Below are 21,116 nucleotides of genomic sequence, written 5' to 3'. Positions count from 1 at the left end.
GTGCATAAATCGTCAATACTTTGTTGAAGAAAACCAATTGGAATTATGTTAGACTAAAATGAGGTCAAGAAGGATGAATTGTCATCTTTTTCATTGAAACTGAAAATTATCATTAAAGGAGAGACTTCCATGTTTCCACAATTAACAACAGACGTACAAGCAGGCGAAGTGCTTGTAGAAATGAACACAACATTAGGTGCAGTTAAAATTAAGCTGTTCCCAGAGTTTGCACCAAAAACTGTTGAAAACTTTTTGGGTCATGCTAAATCAGGTTATTATAACGGCATCATTTTCCACCGAGTTATTCAAGACTTTATGATTCAAGGTGGTGACCCAACAGGAACAGGTATGGGCGGAGAGTCAATTTGGGGTGATTCTTTTGAAGATGAATTCTCAGATAAATTGTTTAACCTACGTGGTGCGCTATCAATGGCTAACGCTGGTCCAAACACAAATGGTTCTCAATTCTTTATCGTACAAATGAAACATCTTCCAAGCGATATGCTTCGTCAATTACAAGGAGCAGGCTTCCCAGAGGAAATTATCGAAGCTTATGCACAAAATGGTGGTACTCCTTGGTTAGACCATAAACATACTGTATTCGGTCATGTTGTAGAAGGAATGGATATTGTAGATAAAATTGCGGATGTAGAAAAAGATCCTCGTGATAAGCCATTAGAAGATGTGAAAATTGAGTCAATTACAGTCTTTGAATAATAATTATAAGGACGTGTAGAGCATGGAAAACTTAATGTATCAATTTTTATATTTCCCTGAAGATAAATCAGGATATATTCCAGCAGCATTTGAATTTTTAATCATGCTTATTTTATGTGTAATCGTGTTTACGCTTTTCCGAAAAATTTCTAAAAAGCAGGAAATGAAATCAAAGGAAATTGAAGCGCGTATATTAGCAGAAAAGAAAAGCACAAACAACCAACAAAATGTCTAATGAAAAAGAATCTGCCTCCAATGGAGACAGATTCTTTATTTTAAATTTTTCTTTTTGAACGACGAACCATGTTTTGTATTGTTTTGAAGGCATGGAAGCAAACGAGTACAATGGATAGGCCAATTCCACTTAAGGCGGTAATGAAGGCAACCCATTCGAACGGTGTATAGCTCCAAACACTATCTAAATCATTACTGTCCTTCCATTCTTCAATGACTAAATTCATTCCGTAAATACCGGAAATAACCGTAAATACGGTTAAAATAAATAGTAAATTATTGCTTCGATTATCGGATTGATCTTCTTGTGTTCGATATAGGCTGTTCAATGTCGCTTTTGTTCCTACATAATGTTCATTAATACGGAAATGCTTTCGTAGCATTTGAGCTATTTCTCTACCTTCAGTCCGAACAACGACCTCTTCAAAATAATAACGTGCAGAAAACTCTGTGATAAGTTCGATTAATTCATTAACAATTTGTTTATCTTTCCCCCATTTAATTTCACTGTATTCATAGGAAAGCTTTAGAAGCATCATTTTATAAAAATAATGAATGAATAAATTGTAATAGTGAGTCCCCATAAACTCCTGAATGCTATGTGAACAATGTTCAAAAGGCCTATTTGTAAGTGTCATTTGTGACTGTGCTGAAGAGATAATAAAACTATTAGGTGCCCACCGTGTATGGGCGTGTTCCTGCACATAGTTTGAAATATATTGAGAGTTAGTACTCGAAATAAAGGGCTTGCCATCAGGTGTTCTTCCATCTACTTGCCCTAATCGAAAAAGATGCTCAGGTAATAGTTCTGCTTTTTCATCACAAATTAAATAGGCTGAGGAAAACATTCGCTCATCTTCAAAAAAAGGTAACCCTTCATAGGTATGGTCTTGGTGATGCTGAAGGAACGGTTTTAAGAAGGGGATAAAATAGTTGAATAATAGCTCACTTGTTGAATCACAATGACCGAATGAGAAATGATGACTAGCGCCTTTTTCCTCTCGCAGTTTTGCCTCCAGCACCCTAAAGTAATGAATAAAATTTAAAATATCACTAATATCATATTGGCTGTCTATGCTTGTTCGAACGGTGACGATGCCATTGCCGAAAGGGCATAGTGTCACATCGATGCTCATAAGCTCGTAGTTAATACAATTTTCATGATGGTGTAAGGCTCCTTGTGTATAGAATGCTTTTGAGAAGCGAAGAAAGTCTGGGCTATCCATTTTATTTGGAAATAATTTATCCTCAAGAAAGGGATAGAAAAATTGGGCAAGCTCCTCATGTATAATTGTTATGTCTCCATAAAAGGCATGTTCAAGATTAGCGTTGTTCAATTCAAAAAAAGAAAATCCTTCTTCTAAAAGGGTATGACCAATCTTTTGCCGATCTTTTATTTGGTAGGCGAAGGGAAATAAGAATGTCATATATGCACGTTCAATTGTTAAAGGAACTAAGTCCATTTGAAAACACCCCTTTTTCCATCTGTTTGTTAAGAGACTTTTCCACATCGTAAGAATTTTAAACATATAAAAAGAAGGAATCCTAAATAATCAGAATTCCTTCTCTTATTTTTATTGTTCAAAGGCTTTTTTAAAGCGCTCTACGCCGTCTCGTACTGTTTCAAATGAACAAGCTACATTCATACGTAGGAAGCCTCGACCCTCTTCTCCGTATTTTGTACCTGGCTCTAATGCCAGTTGACCAATTTCTAATAGTCGTTTCATAATGTCTTTTTCTTCAAGCTTAAGCTCTCGATAATCAATCCATATTAAATAAGTGGATTGTGGTTTAATGATACGAATGCCTGGAATCTGCTCTAACTCGGCTTTGACATAATCCATATTTGCTGAAATATACGGCAGCAATTCATCTAGCCAAGGGGTGCCTTCCGTATACGCAGCTTGCAATGCTACAGAGGCAAAAGTATTTAAAGAGCCTTGTCCACTTGCCATATTCACGGCTTCTAGCTGTAGACGTTTTTTCTTATCTGGCACAATCATATAGGAAACTTGAATACCTGCTAAATTAAATGTTTTAGTAGGAGCCATACACGTTACGATCCGATTGATTTCATCGCCTGCTATTTTGGCAATAGGAATATGCTTTTCTCCATTGATCATTAAATCAGCATGAATTTCATCTGAAATAATAAGAACATCGTATTGAGCACAGAGTCTTACAATTTCCTTTAAAGTAGCTTCATCCCATACATAACCTCCAGGGTTGTGAGGGTTGCATAATATGTAGGCTTTCACATTTTGAGCTAGTGCCTGTTCAAAAGCTTCAAAATCTACGATAAATTTACCATCATTTTTTTCAACTAGCGGACAGCTTACCACTTCGCGTCCATTGCTTTTTGGAATGTTAAAAAATGGTGGGTAAACGGGTGTTGATATAAGGACTTTATCTCCTGGATTAGTAAAGGCTACAATGCTATTTGCTAAGGCGGCAACAACACCATTACAGAATACGATAGAATCCTTGTCAATTTGCCAATCATGACGAGTATTTTGCCAGTCCACTATTGACTGTATTGCTTCCTCGCTCATAAAGCTATAACCAAAAACAGTACGTTCAGCATGTTCCTGCAATGCTTTTGAAACGGCTGTCGGAGCAGCAAAATCCATATCAGCTACCCACATTGGCAATATCTCGGACGCATCGTTTAGTCCATAAACCATTTTCATTGCGTCCCATTTTACGGAGTTTGTAAAACGGCGTTTGATAGTTTGATCAAAAATAGACAAGCAAATCACTCTTTTCTTTTTTATTTACTATGGTATCATACGATTATGATCAAAGGATAAATAGGTGAGTATTTTGGAAAATGTAAAAATGAATCAAGCAGCTGTGCATCTGCTAGAGGAGTGGGATCCATTCCACTTAGGTCCAGACCATTATGATACGGAAACAGCAGATGTTGTAGCGGCATTGCAAGGAATCGATGATCCGTCGACACTTGCAAAAGTTATTCAAGAAACATATGAGCATTCGTTTGAGCAATGGATTCCTTTTGAGGAATGTGTAGCCATTTCTTACAAACTGATTGCTATTAAATTTGAAGCAAAATGTATTATTTAAAATATTTTGCATATTTCCTATAAAAAAGGGGTTGTCATGTGACAACCTCTTTTTTCATCCTAATGTTGGAGGTTCTTTATTCTTATTTAAATAATGGTAAGATGCCCTGAATGAAAATAATTAATATAGCAATAGGGGACACGTAGCGAATTAACATGTACCAAATTGTAAATATCCAACTAGATGCGGCTAGCTCTTTACGTGAAATATCTTTTGTATAATAATAACCTGCAAAAATTGATATGAGCAGAGCACCAATAGGCATTCCGATGCTGTTGGTCATAAAATCAACAAAATCAAAAATAGAACGGTCTAAAATCTTCACATCTGATAGTATACCAAATGACAATGCACTAGGAATACCAACAATAAAGATAATGATGCCACCAATCCATGCAATTTTTTTCCGTTTTTCTGGCTTATCTCCGATTGCTATTGCTACGACAATTTCTAACATGGAGATGGAAGATGTAACTGTGGCAAATAGTAATAAAATAAAGAAGATGGTTAAGAAAAGAGCACCGAGAGGCAGTTGCTCGAAAACAGCCGGCAAAATAATGAATACGAGGCCAGGTCCTTGATCGGGTGTATAGCCAAGTGCGAATACTGCTGGGAAAATAACAAGACCAGCAAGTAAAGAGATGATGATGTTCATAGATGCAACATTAATGGCTGAGTTACCAATTTTTTCTGTTTTCGATAGATAGGAAGCATAGGTAATCATAACCGCAATACCAACACTTAATGAGAAAAATGCTTGTCCTAATGCCATTAAAAATGTTTCGGCATTCAGGTAAGACCAATCTGGCACAAACATAAATTTAACGCCTTCCATTGCTCCATCCAATGTTAAAGAGCGTATGACTAATATAATGAAGAAAATAAACAAGAGCGGCATCATCCATGTGCTGGCTTTTTCAATGCCACCCTTAATACCAGCTGACACAATGACTACTGTCAATAACATAAATAGCCCTTGCACAAGAACTGCTTCAAATGGACTCGCAATTATATTGCCAAATAAATCTGCAAAATTGATGTCAGAACCTGCATTCGTTAGCTTAAAAGTAAAGGCACGACCCAAATAGCTTAAAATCCACCCACCTACAACACTATAGAAAGATAAGATAAGGCCCGCAATGACCATACCGCCCCATCCAATTAAATACCATGGCTTTCCTGGCGCCTGTTCTTTAAAGGATGTGACAGCATCCTTTTGTCCACGACGACCAATCATAAACTCTGCAATGAGTACTGGTAAGCCGATAAAGAATGTACATAAAACGAATAATAAAATAAAGACACTACCACCATTAGTACCAGCCATATATGGGAATTTCCAAATGGCTCCTAGTCCTATAGCACTTCCAGCAGCAGCTAAAATAAACCCAATTTTAGTTGTAAATTGATCTCTTGATGACACAAAAATAAAGCCTCCTTATACTAAAGTTTTATTTTACCGCATTATTTTCATAACACAAGCAAATATCTGAATATTGACTAGGGTGTTTCTACACTAGTAGCCATTGAGATGGAATTTTAGTTGGATACTTCCTTTATTGGTAAAAAATCTTATTGATATGTAACAATTAGGATATTTCTGTCGTTCCATAAACAAAAGGAGGGATCGCTTTGGTAGAGGCCGATTTAATAGCAAGAGCACAGCAAGGAGACAAAGATGCCTATATCGACCTAATTCGAATTCATCAACAGACAGTTGAAAGGTTTGCCTTTCAGTGTGGCGTACATAGCAATGATTTAGCTGATGTTTCACAGGAGGTATTTGTTAAACTGTATCGCTTTTTACATCAATTTAAACAGGATCGGTTTACGACATGGCTCTATAAAATTACATTGAATGCTACACGGGATTATTATCGGAAGGAACAGAGAGAACTGGCGAAAGGGGACAAGCTTAATGCGCATCGTCAAACTATTTTTCTCTCTGCTGAAGACGATGTTCTATTATTTGAAGAAGATAGAACTTTACATAATGCTATTCAATCCCTAGATGAAAAATATCGGTACCCTATCGTACTGTATTATTTTCACGAGTTAAAATACGAAGAAATCGCAGAGGTTTTAAATATTTCATTATCAACGGTCAAAGTACGGCTATTACGTGCGAAAGAAAAGTTGAAGGCAGCATTAATGCAAGAAGGGAGTGTTGAAAATGGATGATAAACAATTTAATCAACGTATAGCACTACTGAAAAAATCCTATGAGCGAATGGAGTCAAAACTAGATCCACAACATGTACTTCAGCAAATTGAAAATGAAGATGCCATTAGGGATTCTCAAGAAACCATAAATACGATTCTAAAGTCTTCAGCAAAATGGCAAAAGCCTGCTGTTTGGATTGCTAGCATCGCCAGCGTTTTATTAGTTGGACTATTAATATCATCGTTTATGCTCCACCCATCAACTCTCGTGCATTCAAATGAAGAAAAGATAGAAAGCAGCTATGAAGAATGGTTCTCTAGCTTACAAAAGAAGTATCAAGAGAAACGTGAAAAAACACGTGTTGAGCTTGACATACCTGAGGAAGACTTTAAGAAACTCTCGTTTGTTGAATCTGCTGATTATAAATACAATGATAAAGCTAAAAATAAAAAAATAGTACTAAATAAAATGGCTTATGATCCTAAATATTTAACACAGTTAGAGCAAGAGATACTAGACAGTTTGCAAACACCTCGAGAGCTGATAGAGCGGATTGAAACGTACGAAAATCCGATGTCATTTGCCGAGTCTAGATATTTCTTTAGCATATATTACCCAACAAAAGATGTTTTGCAATATTATACAAATGAACTTTCCCAATATAATAAAGTACTGTCACAAAAAAAGAAAGATTATCCTAAAGAACTAAATCAATTAATTGCAACGGCCAAAAAACAATATTTCGAGTTGTCTTATGATGGACAAAACTATAGTTTTAGAACGAATCCGATTTTTATGAAAGATGCACCAGTATCCATTGACCGTCTTCATCCTGATATATTAGGTTATTTTAAATATTTGGCTACAGGCTCTTTATTCAATGGTGAGGATTTACGTTTTTCTGCAGAAGAATCTGCTCGTATTTTAAAATTATACGAAAGAACATTAGTTAATGATTTATCAAATTCATACCTCGATTTCCAATTGCGAAATTTAAACAAAGAGTTTGAAAATACGTGGCTTGTACTTTTGAAAGGTGATGACAAAACTAGATACTCACCAGAACATATAGAGCTATTAAATGATACGGCTAATGGGAAGTATGGGGAATCGATGCGTTTGACCGCACAATTCATCCTCGAAGAATTTAAGAGAGAAGGAACATCCAAAACCATAGACAAACTAACAAGACAGGATATTAGGATGGAGCTTTCATATTTGAGTAATGAAGTCTATATAGAAATATATGATGGTTCAACAGGTTTACAAATTGATAACCGTTGGATTATCCAAACGGAAGGTTTATACAACGCGTATGTGTCAAGTAAAGATGATACCATCCTAGATTCATTAAACCCAATGAATGTTGTGAGCCTATTCTTATATGCACAAGGAAAAGGCGATCAAGAAACAGTAAAACAGTTAGTGTCTCAAGCTGTAGATGTGGATAAATTGGTTCAATTTGATGGTATGCAACATTTTACAGTTCTATATGCAACAGATACATCCCAAACAACCATTAAAGTAGGTGTTAAACCAGAATCCATTCAAATGATTGGCCAGCGCTTAACCTTCCAATTAGGTACAGTTCCTATAGAAAAAGGAGAAAAACGTTTCATCATTACAGCTATTCCCGAATAAGGAGATTTTTTGCCCCGTTTTTACACGTATGTTATAATTTAAGCGATATATACGTAGCAAACCAAAAGAAAGTGGGCAAAGGTTATGGTAAAAAAATATGAATTAGGAGACGTGTTGACCGGAAAAGTTACAGGTATTCAACCATACGGTGCATTTGTTGCATTAGATGACAATACGCAAGGCCTTGTGCATATTTCGGAAATAACATACGGCTTTGTGAAGGACGTTAGTGAATTTTTAGCTGTTGGGCAAGAAGTAGCGGTCAAGATACTTGAAATCGATGAAGAGGCCGAAAAAATTAGTTTATCGATGAGAGCGCTACAGGAACGCCCAGTAACCGTAAGAAAAAAAGAATCACCACCACGAAAATCATTGCAGGACCGTGTAGATGAATCGGATGCGAATGGTTTTAATTCCTTAAAAGATAAATTACAGGACTGGATTGAGCAATCTGGACAATAAAAAAGCGAGGATACTTTCAGCGTGAAGGTATTCCTCGTTTTTTATTATTGCTTTTTTATTTTTCGGATTCGATATTGAAGGTTTTGTCTACTCATCCCAAGTGCATTCGCTGCTTTTGTAATATTGCCCTCATATAAATTTAAGACATTTTGCACATAATATGATTCGGCTTCGCGCAAATAAGCATCTAATGGCATGACATCGTGATTTTGATGGAACATAAAGAATTCTGGTTCACGGTTATTGGTATCTTGCTGCTGTACCTTGAAGCGGAAATGAAGCGGCAATAGATCGGAGGTAACCGTAGATTCTATCGTCATAAATGAAACAATTTCATCCAATAATAACTCGAGTTCCTTTAAATTTCCAGGCCAATCATATTGTAAGAATAATTCCTGTACATCTGGTGCTAGCTCTGTAACTTGTGAAGCAAATCGTTCTCGATGTCGGCTAAAATAATCATCCACAAATGGGAGAATATCTTCTTTTCGATCAGTTAAATTGGGAATCGTAATAGCCATCGTTGCAAAGAAATAATAAAGTGATTTGGACAGTTTTTTTTCAGCAATTAATGTAATCGGATCGCTACCTACACTGCCAATTAACATATACTTGGACTGCGGTAGAGATTGGAGTATATCTAATAGCTGTTCTTGAATGTCTAAGCTCAAAAAATCAATGCGCTCAAAGAAAAAGGTATAGTCTTTATCTTCTTCTAAAAGCTGATTTAATTTATCAAGCACCGATTGAGCTGAACGACGACTAACGAGTGTCATAAAGGCTTCAGGATCTGGTGAAGCTGCGTGGTGGATGCCTTCAGCTACTAAATCCTTGCCTGTCCCGGATTCCCCAATTAATAATACCGGTAATTTTACAGCCGCTGCTTTTTTAGCATTTTCGATGACTTGCTTCATTGCTTCAGATTTAGCTTTTATCATGTCAAACGTCAAAGGCTCATCATAACGACGAAGGGGTTGATAAACAAGCTTTTCCAATGATGTAATATCACGTGCAAATTCTATTGCACCAATTAGTTTTCCTTCTACAATAAGTGGAAAAGTATCATTAATGGTTGTAATTTCATGGCCATTTTTATTCCAATAGGTTTGTTTAACATTAATTTCTTTCTTTCCGGTTTGCAATACACGCATTAATGTACTTTCGTGCTGACGGAAGGAAAACATTTCAATAATCGAACGATCCGCAAGTTCATCAAAATGGAATCCTTCAATTTCTTTCATTTTTGTATTATAAATAATCGTCTTGCCGGATAGGTCTACTGCATGAATACCAACGGATACATTTGTTGCAATAAACTCATAAAAAGGTAGTAAAGGTTCAGAATTTTTCATAAAAATGTGCACCTCAAAAATTTTTTACTTGAAATATGCAACGAAATTTTGCATTATAATAAGTGTAAGAATATTTTATACGCAAATATATTTTGCGTCAATGTTTTTTGCATACCCAAATACATCTCACAAGGGAGGATTAAGTATGATTCCATACAAACACGAACCATTCACAGATTTTTCACAAGAGGCAAACTACAATGCTTATGTAGAGGCTTTAAATAAAGTTGAAGGTTACTTAGGGCAAGACTACCCACTTATTATCGGTGGTGAGCGTATTACAACGGAAGATAAAATTGTTTCGTACAATCCTGCAAAGAAAACAGAAGTTATCGGCCGTGTGTCAAAAGCAAGCAAAGATTTAGCTGAAAAAGCGATGCAAGCAGCAGATGAAACATTCAAAACTTGGAAAAAGGTAGATCCAGCTATTCGTGCAGACGTTCTTTTCAAAGCAGCAGCTATTATTCGTCGTCGTAAACATGAATTCTCAGCATTATTAACAAAAGAAGCTGGGAAACCATGGGCTGAGGCAGATGCAGATACAGCAGAAGCAATCGACTTCTTAGAATACTATGGTCGCCAAATGCTACGCATTAAAAACGGTCAACCAGTAGAAAGCCGTCCAGGTGAATACAACCGCTATGACTATATTCCACTAGGAATCGGTATCGTCATCTCACCTTGGAACTTCCCATTTGCGATTATGGCTGGTACAACAGTGGCTGCTTTAGTAACAGGTAACACAGTATTACTAAAACCAGCTTCTACAACACCAGTAGTGGCATATAAATTTATCGAAGTATTAGAAGAAGCAGGTCTTCCAGCAGGAGCTGTTAACTTTGTACCAGGTTCTGGTGCAGAAGTGGGCGACTACTTAGTGGATCACCCAAAAACTCGTTTCATCAGCTTCACAGGTTCACGTGATGTTGGTTTACGTATTAACCAACGAGCATCTGTCCTAAATGATGGTCAAATTTGGATCAAACGCGTTATCGCTGAAATGGGCGGTAAAGATACAATCGTTGTCGATAAAGAAGCAGATCTTGAATTAGCTGCACAATCGATCGTGAAATCAGCATTTGGTTTCTCAGGTCAAAAATGTTCAGCATGTTCTCGTGCTGTTATCGTAGAAGATGTGTATGACCAAGTAGTGAACCGTGTAGAAGAGTTAACAAACGCACTAACAGTTGGAGATCCAACAGATTTCAGCAACTTCATGGCAACGGTTATTGACCAAGCAGCATTCAATAAAATTACGGAATACATCGAAATCGGTAAAGGCGAAGGTCGTCTAGTAGCTGGTGGTACAGCAGATGATTCAGTAGGCTACTTCGTACAACCAACTGTATTTGCGGACGTAGAGCCTTCTGCACGCATTATGAAAGAAGAAATCTTCGGACCAGTAGTAGCGATTGCAAAAGCAAAGGATTTCGATCATGCGATTGAAATTGCGAACGATACAGAATACGGTTTAACAGGTGCTGTCATTACGACAAACCGCATGAACTTAGAAAAAGCACGTGAAGAATTCCATGTTGGAAACCTTTACTTCAACCGTGGCTGTACAGGTGCGATTGTTGGCTACCAACCATTTGGTGGCTTCAACATGTCAGGTACAGACTCAAAAGCTGGTGGCCCAGACTACCTACAACTTCACATGCAAGCAAAAACAACTTCTGAAATGCTTTAATTTTACATGGACGTTAGGGCTATTTAATAAGTAGTAATTGAAGCATTGTGACAGAATTTGTGAAACTTCTCCAGGTAATATTGCCTCTCGCTATACCATAGACACTTATGAGGTAGTTACTTGGGGGGAGTTTGCAAATTTAGCGTTTTAATTGTTACTAAATTAATTAGTTACTTACCGAAATACATAGTCCTTTCTTCCATAGATTTTTTATCATCATTTAGTAAGGAGAGAATAGAATATGACAAAAACTCAACAAGTTATTGAACAAACACAAAATTATGGTGCAGCAAACTATCATCCACTGCCGATCGTAATTTCAGAGGCTGAGGGTGCTTGGGTTAAAGATCCAGAAGGCAACAAATATTTAGATATGTTATCAGCTTATTCAGCTGTAAACCAAGGACACCGTCACCCAAAAATTATCGCTGCTTTAAAAGAGCAAGCTGATAAAGTAACATTAACTTCACGTGCATTCTACAGCGAAAACCTTGGTGAATGGTATGAGCTAGTAGGAAAGTTAACAAATAAAGAAATGGTATTACCAATGAATACAGGTGCTGAAGCAGTAGAGACTGCTTTTAAAGCAGCTCGTCGTTGGGCATATGATGTAAAAGGCGTAGAAGAAGGCAAGGCAGAAGTTATTGCATGTAATGGTAACTTCCATGGTCGTACAATGCTTGCTGTATCTCTTTCTTCTGATGAGGAATATCGTCGTGGATTCGGTCCAATGTTACCAAACGTTAAATTAGTAGACTACGGTAATCTTGAAGCATTAAAAGCGGCTATTACACCAAACACAGCAGCATTCTTAATTGAACCAATTCAAGGTGAAGCTGGTATTGTCATTCCAACAGAGGGCTTCCTAAAAGCAGCTCGCGAACTTTGCCGTGAAAACAACGTATTATTCATTGCTGACGAAATCCAAGCAGGTTTAGCACGTACTGGTAAAATGTTTGCTTGTGATTGGGAAGAAGTAGAACCAGATATGTACATCTTAGGTAAAGCACTAGGCGGCGGTGTATTCCCAATTTCTTGTGTAGCTGCAAACCGTAACATTTTAGGTGTATTTAATCCAGGTTCACACGGATCAACTTTCGGTGGAAATCCTTTAGCTTGTGCAGTTTCAATTGCATCTATTAAAGTATTATTAGATGAAAAATTAGCTGAACGTTCACATGATCTTGGTGAATACTTCAAAGGTAAGTTAAAAGAAATTAACAACCCAGTTATTAAAGAAGTACGTGGTCGTGGTTTATTCATTGGTATGGAATTAACAGAGGCAGCTCGTCCATACTGTGAAAAACTAAAAGAATTAGGTTTATTATGTAAAGAAACACATGATACAGTTATTCGTTTTGCTCCACCACTTGTTATTTCACAAGAGGATTTAGATTGGTCAATCGAACAAATTGAAAAAGTATTTAAACTTTAACAAAATGTTCACATTTTAATTCGGAAGTATGTTACAATGATGCCGATATACTATCATTAAATAAAACAAAGAGGCGATTTAATAATGTCTGAAAACTTAAATCTTTTCACATCAACACAAGATGTCATTCAAGATGCTCTAAACAAACTTGGCTATGATGAAGCAATGTATGAATTACTAAAAGAACCGCTTCGCATGCTCCAAGTACGTATCCCGGTGAAAATGGATGATGGTACAACAAAAGTATTCACAGGTTACCGTGCACAACATAACGATGCTGTAGGACCAACTAAAGGTGGAGTTCGTTTCCACCCACAAGTGTCTGAGGAGGAAGTTAAAGCGCTTTCAATGTGGATGACATTGAAGTGTGGTATTGTCGATCTACCATATGGCGGTGGTAAAGGCGGTGTCATCTGTGACCCTCGTCAAATGTCTATGGGCGAAATCGAGCGTTTAAGCCGCGGTTACGTTCGTGCTGTAAGTCAAATCGTAGGACCAACAAAAGACATTCCTGCACCAGACGTATTTACAAATGCACAAATTATGGCATGGATGATGGATGAGTATAGCCGTATGGATGAATTTAACTCACCAGGCTTTATCACAGGTAAGCCATTAGTTCTTGGTGGTTCACAAGGTCGTGACCGTGCGACTGCACAAGGTGTTACAATTGTAATCGAAGAAGCAGCGAAAAAACGTGGTATTGATATTAAAGGTGCGCGAGTTGTTATTCAAGGATTTGGTAACGCAGGTAGCTTCCTTGCGAAATTTATGCATGATTTAGGTGCAAAGGTAATCGGTATTTCAGATGCTTATGGTGCACTTCATGATCCAGAAGGTTTAGATATCGACTACTTATTAGATCGTCGTGATAGCTTTGGTACTGTAACAACTTTATTTGAAAACACGATTTCAAATAAAGAATTATTAGAACTTGATTGTGATATTTTAGTGCCTGCTGCGATTGAGAACCAAATTACTGCTGACAATGCACACAATATTAAAGCTGATATCGTAGTAGAAGCAGCAAATGGACCAACAACTGCTGAAGCAACTAAAATCCTGACAGAACGTGGCATTTTACTTGTGCCAGACGTATTAGCATCTGCTGGTGGTGTTACAGTTTCTTACTTCGAATGGGTACAAAATAACCAAGGTTATTATTGGACAGAAGAAGAGGTTGAAGAACGTCTATACAAAAAAATGGTAGAAGCATTTGATAATGTTTATACAACAGCTACAACACGTAACATTAACATGCGCTTAGCTGCTTATATGGTAGGTGTTCGCCGCACTGCAGAAGCTTCACGCTTCCGTGGATGGGTTTAAAATAAGTTCAATCTAAAACGAGTTTCTCCTATTGTAATGGGAGGACTCGTTTTTTTATATTTACATGAATGGGAAGCTAAGAGGCATTCAATTAAACAGATGTACTAAATTCTTTAATAAATTAAAGAGACCGTCCAAACCGAAACTAATTAACAGAGTTGTGCTATACTGCACCAAACGTTATCTTTGCTTTCTTTAATATAAATATGAGAAAATCCAACTAGAAAGGGGCGAATTAAATGGATTCATTTACATTTTTTAACCCAGTGAAACTGCATTTTGGTGAAGATGCGCTGGAAAAGTTACCAAAGGAATTAGAGCAGTATGGAAAAAAAGTATTGGTTGTATATGGTGGTGGTAGCATCAAGACAAATGGTGTTTACGACGCTGTTATCGACAAATTACAACAAGCAGATAAAACAATTTTTGAATTAAGTGGGGTAGAACCTAATCCTCGTGTGGAAACAGCTAGACGTGGTATTGAAATTTGTAAAACAGAAGGAATCGACTTAGTTCTTGCGGTTGGTGGTGGTTCTGTAATTGATTGTTCCAAATTAATTGTTGCTGGTGCAAAATATGATGGAGACGCATGGGATATCGTTAAACGTAAGGTTTTGGTGGAACAAGCTCTACCATTAGGAACCGTGTTAACATTGGCTGCTACAGGCTCTGAAATGAACTCTGGATCGGTTATTACTAACGCTGCTACTGAAGAAAAATTAGGCTGGGGTAGCCCTGCGGCATTCCCGAAATTTTCAATATTAAATCCTGCGTATACGGTGAGTGTACCTAAAAATCATACGGTTTATGGAATCGTTGATATGATGTCACATATATTCGAACAGTACTTCCATAATACAACGAATACACCAATCACTGATGAAATGTGTGAGGGGGTATTACGGACGGTTATTAAGACAGCACCTAAATTATTAGAGGATCTAGAGAATACACAGTTACGTGAAACGATTCTATTAGCAGGAACAATTGGATTAAATGGATTCTTATCAATCGGTTCTCGTGGAGACTGGGCATCTCATAATATCGAGCATGCTGTATCGGCGGTTTATGATATTCCGCATGCGGGTGGTTTAGCTATTCTTCAGCCGCATTGGATGCGTTTAAGTGTACCAGTGAATCCTGAACGCTTTGCGGGTATAGCAACACGAGTATTCGGAGTGGATGCAACAGATAAAACGGTAGAAGAGGTTGCTTATGAAGGGATTGATCGCTTGTCAGCATTTTGGTCATCGTTAGGGGCACCGAATCGTTTAGCTGATTATAATATCGATGATTCGAAATTCCAACAGATTGTAGAGCATGCTATGCATAATGGTCCTTTTGGAAACTTCCATCAGTTACAAGAAAAAGATGTACGAACAATTTTACAAAATTCTCTTTAAGATAATGATTGAGTGTGAGGCTGTGTAGTTAGCCTCACACTTTTTTGTTAAAAGTTAAGAAAAATTAGTCAGCTGAATAGTTTGTATAGGACTTTAAGAAAGTCTCTACACCATTTTTTTGATAACGGCGAACCCATTCAGTCACACCGATATCTTTCGCAATTTCAAGCATGGTTTCATATCCATTTAAATATCGTTGAACTGCTTGAATACGTTGTTCAACACTTACTTTTCCCATAAAAAAACCCGTAAAAGTTAGATTGATGTCTAACTTTTACGGGGCTGTTTAAAACAAGGCAATTGGCTTGTTAGCTTTTAGTTTTAATGGTCAGGTCTTTCACCAAGATGTATCCAGCTAGCTTTTCCGTCATCTTCATCAAATAAAATGGCGACCTTTGATACACCCTTCTGACTTAATATAACTTCTGTTAAATGATCTCGAACATCGTCTAAAAATGCTAAGGATAGTTTAGGGTCAGCTTCTGCCACTAATTCAACATGTAAAAACTCCCCTTCTTTAATAACTTCAAGGCGTACAATATCTTTAATATTTGGATCATCCATTACAAGGTGGGCGATATGATTTAACATTTCTTCATCTGTCTCACCGATTACACCACGAGCATTGTCCAAGAATACTTTACCAACAACATAAAACATCATGGCCCCAATAATCATCGAAACAAGACCTTCTATTCTAGTCCAACCTGTAAAATGAGCGATTACAATAGCAATGAAGGCCAAAATATTTCCGCTTGTAGCGACTAAATCTTCCATAAAAACTAATTTAGTCGCAGGTTTTGCACGATTTAAATAATTGAAAGCTTTTGGAATAGTTGTAATACCTGCTTTTTCCTGCCCAGCTTCATGTAATACTTCTACAGCGGCTTTTGCAAGTACTGTTCCTTCTAAAACAATACCTATGAATAATACTCCAAGAGCAATGAGTACCCCGCTCGATTCTCCAGTAGGATGGATAAAATGATGCCATCCTTCCTTGATTGTTTCATAGGAAAGAATTGCTACGATAATAACTGCAAATAAGCATACTAAATTGACAATACGACCGAAGCCACTAGGGAATTTTTTTGTAGGTGCTTTTTTAGATAGAGCGGAACCAATATACACGAACAATTGGTTTGCTGCATCTCCAAGTGAATGCATCATTTCTGCGAACATAGCTACATTACCTGTTAAGAAAAAGGCAATGCCTTTAATAATACCTAAAAAGGCATTGACACAAGCCGCCATCAGGGAAGGTTTGTTGCCATCCTTTAGTAGTTTAAATAATTCTCCCATAAAAAATCCTCCAACTAGTTTAAAATTTCCATTTCGATTTTTTCAATATATGATAATGTTCGTAATGAACGGTAAAACGACAGTAAATTATCAGAGACAATTAAGGACAAACGTAAATCCAACTCATGTAAAACAGTATCATTTTTTAAAGGTACATCTTTAATACGGATATTTTCGATGATGATATTGTTGTTTTTAAGGAATAGCAGAAAGGATTCCGTATGTTTATCATCATCTATTTGAACTTTTAATAAAATCTCTCTCATGCGAATACGTTTTGGTCCAATTTTCATTAGGAAAGGGGAGAGAATTTCAATTCCGAATACAATAATAATCACAGCTAACGTGGCATCCATATAAAAACCAGCGCCTACAGCGATTCCAATGCCGGCAGCTCCCCATATCATGGCTGCAGTTGTTAAACCAGAAATGCTATCATTACCACGTCTTAAAATTACGCCTGCTCCTAGAAATCCAATACCACTGACAATTTGAGCAGCTAAGCGAAGGGGATCCATTGTAATATTAATATCTTCTCTAGAAGGGGTGGAGTAAGCTGTTTCAATGGAAATAATGGTTAGCAAACAGCTGAATGTTGCTATGACTAAACTGGTCTTTAATCCAACTGGTTTCTTCTTTAATTCCCTTTCAATTCCGATTACTAAACTTAATGTGGCTGCTAAAACTAATTTTATGCCAACTTCATATGTAATCATATTTTCCAATAATGTTCCCATACACAACCCTCCATAGATATTTCGCATTGCTAAGAGATATGCAAGCAGTCATTATTATATGTGCATTACTTTTTTGTATTGTACAACATGGAAGGGAGGAAATATATGTGTTTTATTTTATAGAAATCTAAAATTCATCTATACATCCATATCGTAATTGGTATCACAATGATTAAAGGTCGATTATTTATGTAAAACATGCATCTGAGGAAGTTGAGAGCGTTGCATTTTCTCATATGCTCTTTTCTAATTTAATTATGGCACCATTGTTTTTAGAGGAATGAACAATGGAGTTATTGATATGAAGCGAGCGAAATAGGTGTTTCTTTAGGTTGTAGGAATTATTTTAGGCTGTTTTTTTACATATTGTCAAAAAACAATCGGAATAGAGCGTACTAATGGTACTAGTCCTAGACATGGTGCATAAAATCAAGACGTGCCAGCCAAGATTAAAATAGATTCATGACAATTAGCTATGGGAATATTTAAATAGAAATGATAATGGAAGATGAAACAAGTAGCGTGCTTGCTACAAGAATTGATGATGGATATGCCGAGGTTCCTATATAAATTACATTTCCAAAAACTATATTTTATTCACATAAAATGGTATAATGAATGGGTAACTAGATAGAGGTTTCATGGGCGGTAAGCATACATTCTTCACCCGTTTTTCAGGTATCTGGAGGGGAAGGAGGTGTTGCTAATGACAACTTACGAGGCAATGTCCTTAATGATCAGTTTTAGCGGATTGATCGTTTCGGTAATCGTTCTGTCATTTACTTTTTCTCAGAAAAAAAAGTAAACCGCCCCTGCCCTCCAAGCATGTGAGTGGTTTACTCCTTCATTATGCAAATCGCCTTTGAAGCGATTCGTCGGTTACATGACCATTTGGTGGTGACACACCAAGTGGTCCTTTTTTTATATCCATCTTCATGAAAAATTATAACATGCATTCTTAAATTACTCAAATTAATTGGAAATGAGTACAATTCTAAATTTCAAAGGACACAAGGAATAAGAGAAAAACTTTAAGTGATATAAAAAGTATGTTTTGTTTTCCCTATTTAGATATGTCGAAACTCAGATTAAAGATAACCATTGATTTTTTAGTTGTAATCTGGGGATGCGCTCGTCACGTGTGCACTTGTTACATCTTATTGTATAATAGGATGGGATATACGTAGAGATGATCGTTTGTTACTAATATAATAGTTGTCTATGTTGGAAGTATGATCAATTTATTTATCTATAAAATCTAAAAGACGCACAGAAGGACCGTATAATGGATGGGTTATGTTTTTTATTAATAGCGTTAATACCTAACTTATTTGGTCAACCTTTTGTTTAGTTGGCTATGGTTCTAAACCTGTTGGTACTGTTATTTAAATGGTTGGATATTCTTTTAGTAGGAAGCATTCTATTTCCTTGCTATCAATATAAAAAAGTTTTTTAACTTTTTTTAAGAAAATGCTTGATTTTTAAAATGCTATATTATATATTATTACTTGTCCTTAACAAGAAGAAACGCTTTGAAATTTTAAAAACAAAAAAGTTGTTGACTTCCTGTTATAAATAAGTTATCATAATGAAGTCGCTAAAAACGACTAAGATAATTATGAACCTTGAAAACTGAACAAGCAAAACGTAATCAATAAAGTTTTAAGTAGCTAGCCTAGCTAGTGAACGAAACAAAATTTTGGACATCAAAATGATGCCAGCAAAACAATTTGAGCTAATCAAATTTCTTTTATGGAGAGTTTGATCCTGGCTCAGGACGAACGCTGGCGGCGTGCCTAATACATGCAAGTCGAGCGAACATCAAAGGAGCTTGCTCCTTTGATGTTAGCGGCGGACGGGTGAGTAACACGTGGGCAACCTACCTTATAGTTTGGGATAACTCCGGGAAACCGGGGCTAATACCGAATAATCTATTTCACCTCATGGTGAAATATTGAAAGACGGTTTCGGCTGTCGCTATAGGATGGGCCCGCGGCGCATTAGCTAGTTGGTGAGGTAACGGCTCACCAAGGCGACGATGCGTAGCCGACCTGAGAGGGTGATCGGCCACACTGGGACTGAGACACGGCCCAGACTCCTACGGGAGGCAGCAGTAGGGAATCTTCCACAATGGGCGAAAGCCTGATGGAGCAACGCCGCGTGAGTGAAGAAGGATTTCGGTTCGTAAAACTCTGTTGTAAGGGAAGAACAAGTACAGTAGTAACTGGCTGTACCTTGACGGTACCTTATTAGAAAGCCACGGCTAACTACGTGCCAGCAGCCGCGGTAATACGTAGGTGGCAAGCGTTGTCCGGAATTATTGGGCGTAAAGCGCGCGCAGGTGGTTTCTTAAGTCTGATGTGAAAGCCCACGGCTCAACCGTGGAGGGTCATTGGAAACTGGGAGACTTGAGTGCAGAAGAGGATAGTGGAATTCCAAGTGTAGCGGTGAAATGCGTAGAGATTTGGAGGAACACCAGTGGCGAAGGCGACTATCTGGTCTGTAACTGACACTGAGGCGCGAAAGCGTGGGGAGCAAACAGGATTAGATACCCTGGTAGTCCACGCCGTAAACGATGAGTGCTAAGTGTTAGGGGGTTTCCGCCCCTTAGTGCTGCAGCTAACGCATTAAGCACTCCGCCTGGGGAGTACGGTCGCAAGACTGAAACTCAAAGGAATTGACGGGGGCCCGCACAAGCGGTGGAGCATGTGGTTTAATTCGAAGCAACGCGAAGAACCTTACCAGGTCTTGACATCCCGTTGACCACTATAGAGATATGGTTTCCCCTTCGGGGGCAACGGTGACAGGTGGTGCATGGTTGTCGTCAGCTCGTGTCGTGAGATGTTGGGTTAAGTCCCGCAACGAGCGCAACCCTTGATCCTAGTTGCCATCATTTAGTTGGGCACTCTAAGGTGACTGCCGGTGACAAACCGGAGGAAGGTGGGGATGACGTCAAATCATCATGCCCCTTATGACCTGGGCTACACACGTGCTACAATGGACGATACAAACGGTTGCCAACTCGCGAGAGGGAGCTAATCCGATAAAGTCGTTCTCAGTTCGGATTGTAGGCTGCAACTCGCCTACATGAAGCCGGAATCGCTAGTAATCGCGGATCAGCATGCCGCGGTGAATACGTTCCCGGGCCTTGTACACACCGCCCGTCACACCACGAGAGTTTGTAACACCCGAAGTCGGTGAGGTAACCTTTTAGAGCCAGCCGCCGAAGGTGGGATAGATGATTGGGGTGAAGTCGTAACAAGGTAGCCGTATCGGAAGGTGCGGCTGGATCACCTCCTTTCTAAGGATATTTTCGGAATACAAACCTAGGGTTTGTAAGATTACGTTTTGCGTTCAGTTTTGAAGGTTCATTCTTTCTGAATGAAATACTTCAAAACTTGTTCTTTGAAAACTGGATAAAACGACATTGAAATTGTAACAAACACATTTATTTTTTTAAGTTTTTTTATAGGCTTAATAACATGATAAGGTTTTCAGACACGAGCAGTTCTAGGAAGCAATCGAGTAAATGAAGGAGCGTACTTCAGTACGTGACTGATTGAACGAGT

18 protein-coding genes and 1 rRNA gene are annotated in these 21,116 nt (G+C 37.8%); 12 read left to right on the top strand and 7 right to left on the bottom strand.

The features are described 5' to 3' along the window. Positions 1-129: 129 nt before the first annotated feature. Positions 130-717 carry a peptidylprolyl isomerase gene (locus A2J09_RS14045; RefSeq protein ID WP_012292385.1) on the top strand — a complete coding sequence of 196 codons (588 nt, stop codon included), beginning with the start codon at positions 130-132 and terminating at the stop codon, positions 715-717. 22 nt (positions 718-739) lie between these two features. Continuing rightward, on the top strand, positions 740-952 hold the full coding sequence (locus tag A2J09_RS14040; RefSeq protein WP_012292386.1) for a hypothetical protein: 213 nt from the start codon (positions 740-742) through the stop codon (positions 950-952). Between the two features lie 40 nt (positions 953-992). Here A2J09_RS14040 and A2J09_RS14035 read toward each other — a convergent pair whose 3' ends face one another. Beyond that, positions 993-2,414: a magnesium transporter CorA family protein gene (locus tag A2J09_RS14035; protein ID WP_012292387.1), complete on the bottom strand. Its 1,422-nt coding sequence runs from the start codon at positions 2,412-2,414 to the stop codon at positions 993-995. A gap of 111 nt (positions 2,415-2,525) precedes the next feature. Next, positions 2,526-3,701, bottom strand: a complete 1,176-nt coding sequence (locus tag A2J09_RS14030) for a MalY/PatB family protein (protein ID WP_031418536.1) — start codon at positions 3,699-3,701, stop codon at positions 2,526-2,528. Positions 3,702-3,774: 73 nt separating this feature from the next. Here A2J09_RS14030 and A2J09_RS14025 point away from each other — a divergent pair, with 73 nt between their 5' ends. Continuing rightward, positions 3,775-4,035: a DUF1871 family protein gene (locus tag A2J09_RS14025; protein WP_031418535.1), complete on the top strand. Its 261-nt coding sequence runs from the start codon at positions 3,775-3,777 to the stop codon at positions 4,033-4,035. 82 nt (positions 4,036-4,117) lie between these two features. Here the strand turns inward: A2J09_RS14025 and A2J09_RS14020 are convergent, their stop codons facing one another. Continuing rightward, complete coding sequence (locus A2J09_RS14020; protein ID WP_012292391.1) at positions 4,118-5,458, bottom strand: sodium-dependent transporter; 1,341 nt, start codon at positions 5,456-5,458, stop codon at positions 4,118-4,120. 209 nt (positions 5,459-5,667) lie between these two features. On the opposite strand from A2J09_RS14020, the gene A2J09_RS14015 reads away from it, so the two are divergent. The 3 genes from A2J09_RS14015 (at position 5,668) to yugI (ending at position 8,302) form a co-directional block, all read left to right on the top strand. Continuing rightward, complete coding sequence (locus A2J09_RS14015; protein WP_012292392.1) at positions 5,668-6,216, top strand: RNA polymerase sigma factor; 549 nt, start codon at positions 5,668-5,670, stop codon at positions 6,214-6,216. Further along, on the top strand, positions 6,209-7,840 hold the full coding sequence (locus A2J09_RS14010; protein WP_012292393.1) for a hypothetical protein: 1,632 nt from the start codon (positions 6,209-6,211) through the stop codon (positions 7,838-7,840). The genes A2J09_RS14015 and A2J09_RS14010 overlap by 8 nt, the downstream gene beginning before the upstream one ends. A gap of 84 nt (positions 7,841-7,924) precedes the next feature. Beyond that, positions 7,925-8,302: a S1 domain-containing post-transcriptional regulator GSP13 gene (yugI, locus tag A2J09_RS14005; RefSeq protein ID WP_012292394.1), complete on the top strand. Its 378-nt coding sequence runs from the start codon at positions 7,925-7,927 to the stop codon at positions 8,300-8,302. 44 nt (positions 8,303-8,346) lie between these two features. Here the strand turns inward: yugI and A2J09_RS14000 are convergent, their stop codons facing one another. After that, the gene (locus A2J09_RS14000) at positions 8,347-9,654 is read right to left on the bottom strand and encodes a sigma-54-dependent Fis family transcriptional regulator (RefSeq protein WP_012292395.1); all 1,308 of its coding nucleotides are present in this window, start codon (positions 9,652-9,654) and stop codon (positions 8,347-8,349) included. Positions 9,655-9,799: 145 nt separating this feature from the next. On the opposite strand from A2J09_RS14000, the gene pruA reads away from it, so the two are divergent. From pruA to A2J09_RS13980, 4 genes are all read left to right on the top strand, one after another. Continuing rightward, positions 9,800-11,344: an L-glutamate gamma-semialdehyde dehydrogenase gene (pruA, locus tag A2J09_RS13995; protein WP_012292396.1), complete on the top strand. Its 1,545-nt coding sequence runs from the start codon at positions 9,800-9,802 to the stop codon at positions 11,342-11,344. Between the two features lie 241 nt (positions 11,345-11,585). Then, positions 11,586-12,779: an ornithine--oxo-acid transaminase gene (locus tag A2J09_RS13990; protein ID WP_012292397.1), complete on the top strand. Its 1,194-nt coding sequence runs from the start codon at positions 11,586-11,588 to the stop codon at positions 12,777-12,779. An 84-nt stretch (positions 12,780-12,863) separates the two neighbouring features. Next, positions 12,864-14,108, top strand: a complete 1,245-nt coding sequence (locus tag A2J09_RS13985; protein WP_012292398.1) for a Glu/Leu/Phe/Val family dehydrogenase — start codon at positions 12,864-12,866, stop codon at positions 14,106-14,108. A 239-nt stretch (positions 14,109-14,347) separates the two neighbouring features. Beyond that, positions 14,348-15,511 carry an iron-containing alcohol dehydrogenase gene (locus A2J09_RS13980; protein ID WP_012292399.1) on the top strand — a complete coding sequence of 388 codons (1,164 nt, stop codon included), beginning with the start codon at positions 14,348-14,350 and terminating at the stop codon, positions 15,509-15,511. Positions 15,512-15,575: 64 nt separating this feature from the next. Here the strand turns inward: A2J09_RS13980 and A2J09_RS23500 are convergent, their stop codons facing one another. The 3 genes from A2J09_RS23500 to A2J09_RS13965 all read right to left on the bottom strand — a co-directional run bounded on the left by A2J09_RS23500 (position 15,576) and on the right by A2J09_RS13965 (position 17,547). Then, positions 15,576-15,749 carry a helix-turn-helix domain-containing protein gene (locus A2J09_RS23500; RefSeq protein ID WP_012292400.1) on the bottom strand — a complete coding sequence of 58 codons (174 nt, stop codon included), beginning with the start codon at positions 15,747-15,749 and terminating at the stop codon, positions 15,576-15,578. A gap of 83 nt (positions 15,750-15,832) precedes the next feature. Then, positions 15,833-16,810 carry a cation diffusion facilitator family transporter gene (locus A2J09_RS13970; protein WP_012292401.1) on the bottom strand — a complete coding sequence of 326 codons (978 nt, stop codon included), beginning with the start codon at positions 16,808-16,810 and terminating at the stop codon, positions 15,833-15,835. 14 nt (positions 16,811-16,824) lie between these two features. Further along, positions 16,825-17,547: an MgtC/SapB family protein gene (locus A2J09_RS13965; protein ID WP_012292402.1), complete on the bottom strand. Its 723-nt coding sequence runs from the start codon at positions 17,545-17,547 to the stop codon at positions 16,825-16,827. Between the two features lie 706 nt (positions 17,548-18,253). On the opposite strand from A2J09_RS13965, the gene A2J09_RS24260 reads away from it, so the two are divergent. Both A2J09_RS24260 and A2J09_RS13960 read left to right on the top strand, forming a co-directional pair. Then, positions 18,254-18,352 (top strand): putative holin-like toxin, encoded by a 99-nt coding sequence (locus tag A2J09_RS24260; RefSeq protein WP_220273102.1) that lies wholly within the window; start codon positions 18,254-18,256, stop codon positions 18,350-18,352. Between the two features lie 944 nt (positions 18,353-19,296). Next, positions 19,297-20,848 (top strand): 16S ribosomal RNA (locus A2J09_RS13960). Positions 20,849-21,116: the final 268 nt, after the last annotated feature.

The sequence above is a fragment of the Lysinibacillus sphaericus genome, assembly GCF_001629735.1.
Classification (GTDB): Bacteria; Bacillota; Bacilli; order Bacillales_A; family Planococcaceae; genus Lysinibacillus; species Lysinibacillus pinottii.
The sequence above is the reverse complement of the archived record's forward strand: the minus strand, read 5'-3'. Positions and strand labels throughout refer to the sequence as shown.

Excerpts from the sequence above, each read along its gene's own strand:
- A2J09_RS14045 (WP_012292385.1), top strand. The coding sequence starts at position 130 with ATGTTTCCACAATTAACAACAGACGTACAAGCAGGCGAAGTGCTTGTA.
- A2J09_RS14040 (WP_012292386.1), top strand. The coding sequence starts at position 740 with ATGGAAAACTTAATGTATCAATTTTTATATTTCCCTGAAGATAAATCA.
- A2J09_RS14035 (WP_012292387.1), bottom strand. The coding sequence starts at position 2,414 with ATGGACTTAGTTCCTTTAACAATTGAACGTGCATATATGACATTCTTA.
- A2J09_RS14010 (WP_012292393.1), top strand. The coding sequence starts at position 6,209 with ATGGATGATAAACAATTTAATCAACGTATAGCACTACTGAAAAAATCC.
- yugI (WP_012292394.1), top strand. The coding sequence starts at position 7,925 with ATGGTAAAAAAATATGAATTAGGAGACGTGTTGACCGGAAAAGTTACA.
- A2J09_RS14000 (WP_012292395.1), bottom strand. The coding sequence starts at position 9,654 with ATGAAAAATTCTGAACCTTTACTACCTTTTTATGAGTTTATTGCAACA.
- pruA (WP_012292396.1), top strand. The coding sequence starts at position 9,800 with ATGATTCCATACAAACACGAACCATTCACAGATTTTTCACAAGAGGCA.
- A2J09_RS13990 (WP_012292397.1), top strand. The coding sequence starts at position 11,586 with ATGACAAAAACTCAACAAGTTATTGAACAAACACAAAATTATGGTGCA.
- A2J09_RS13985 (WP_012292398.1), top strand. The coding sequence starts at position 12,864 with ATGTCTGAAAACTTAAATCTTTTCACATCAACACAAGATGTCATTCAA.
- A2J09_RS13980 (WP_012292399.1), top strand. The coding sequence starts at position 14,348 with ATGGATTCATTTACATTTTTTAACCCAGTGAAACTGCATTTTGGTGAA.
- A2J09_RS23500 (WP_012292400.1), bottom strand. The coding sequence starts at position 15,749 with ATGGGAAAAGTAAGTGTTGAACAACGTATTCAAGCAGTTCAACGATAT.
- A2J09_RS13970 (WP_012292401.1), bottom strand. The coding sequence starts at position 16,810 with ATGGGAGAATTATTTAAACTACTAAAGGATGGCAACAAACCTTCCCTG.
- A2J09_RS13965 (WP_012292402.1), bottom strand. The coding sequence starts at position 17,547 with ATGGGAACATTATTGGAAAATATGATTACATATGAAGTTGGCATAAAA.
- A2J09_RS24260 (WP_220273102.1), top strand. The coding sequence starts at position 18,254 with ATGACAACTTACGAGGCAATGTCCTTAATGATCAGTTTTAGCGGATTG.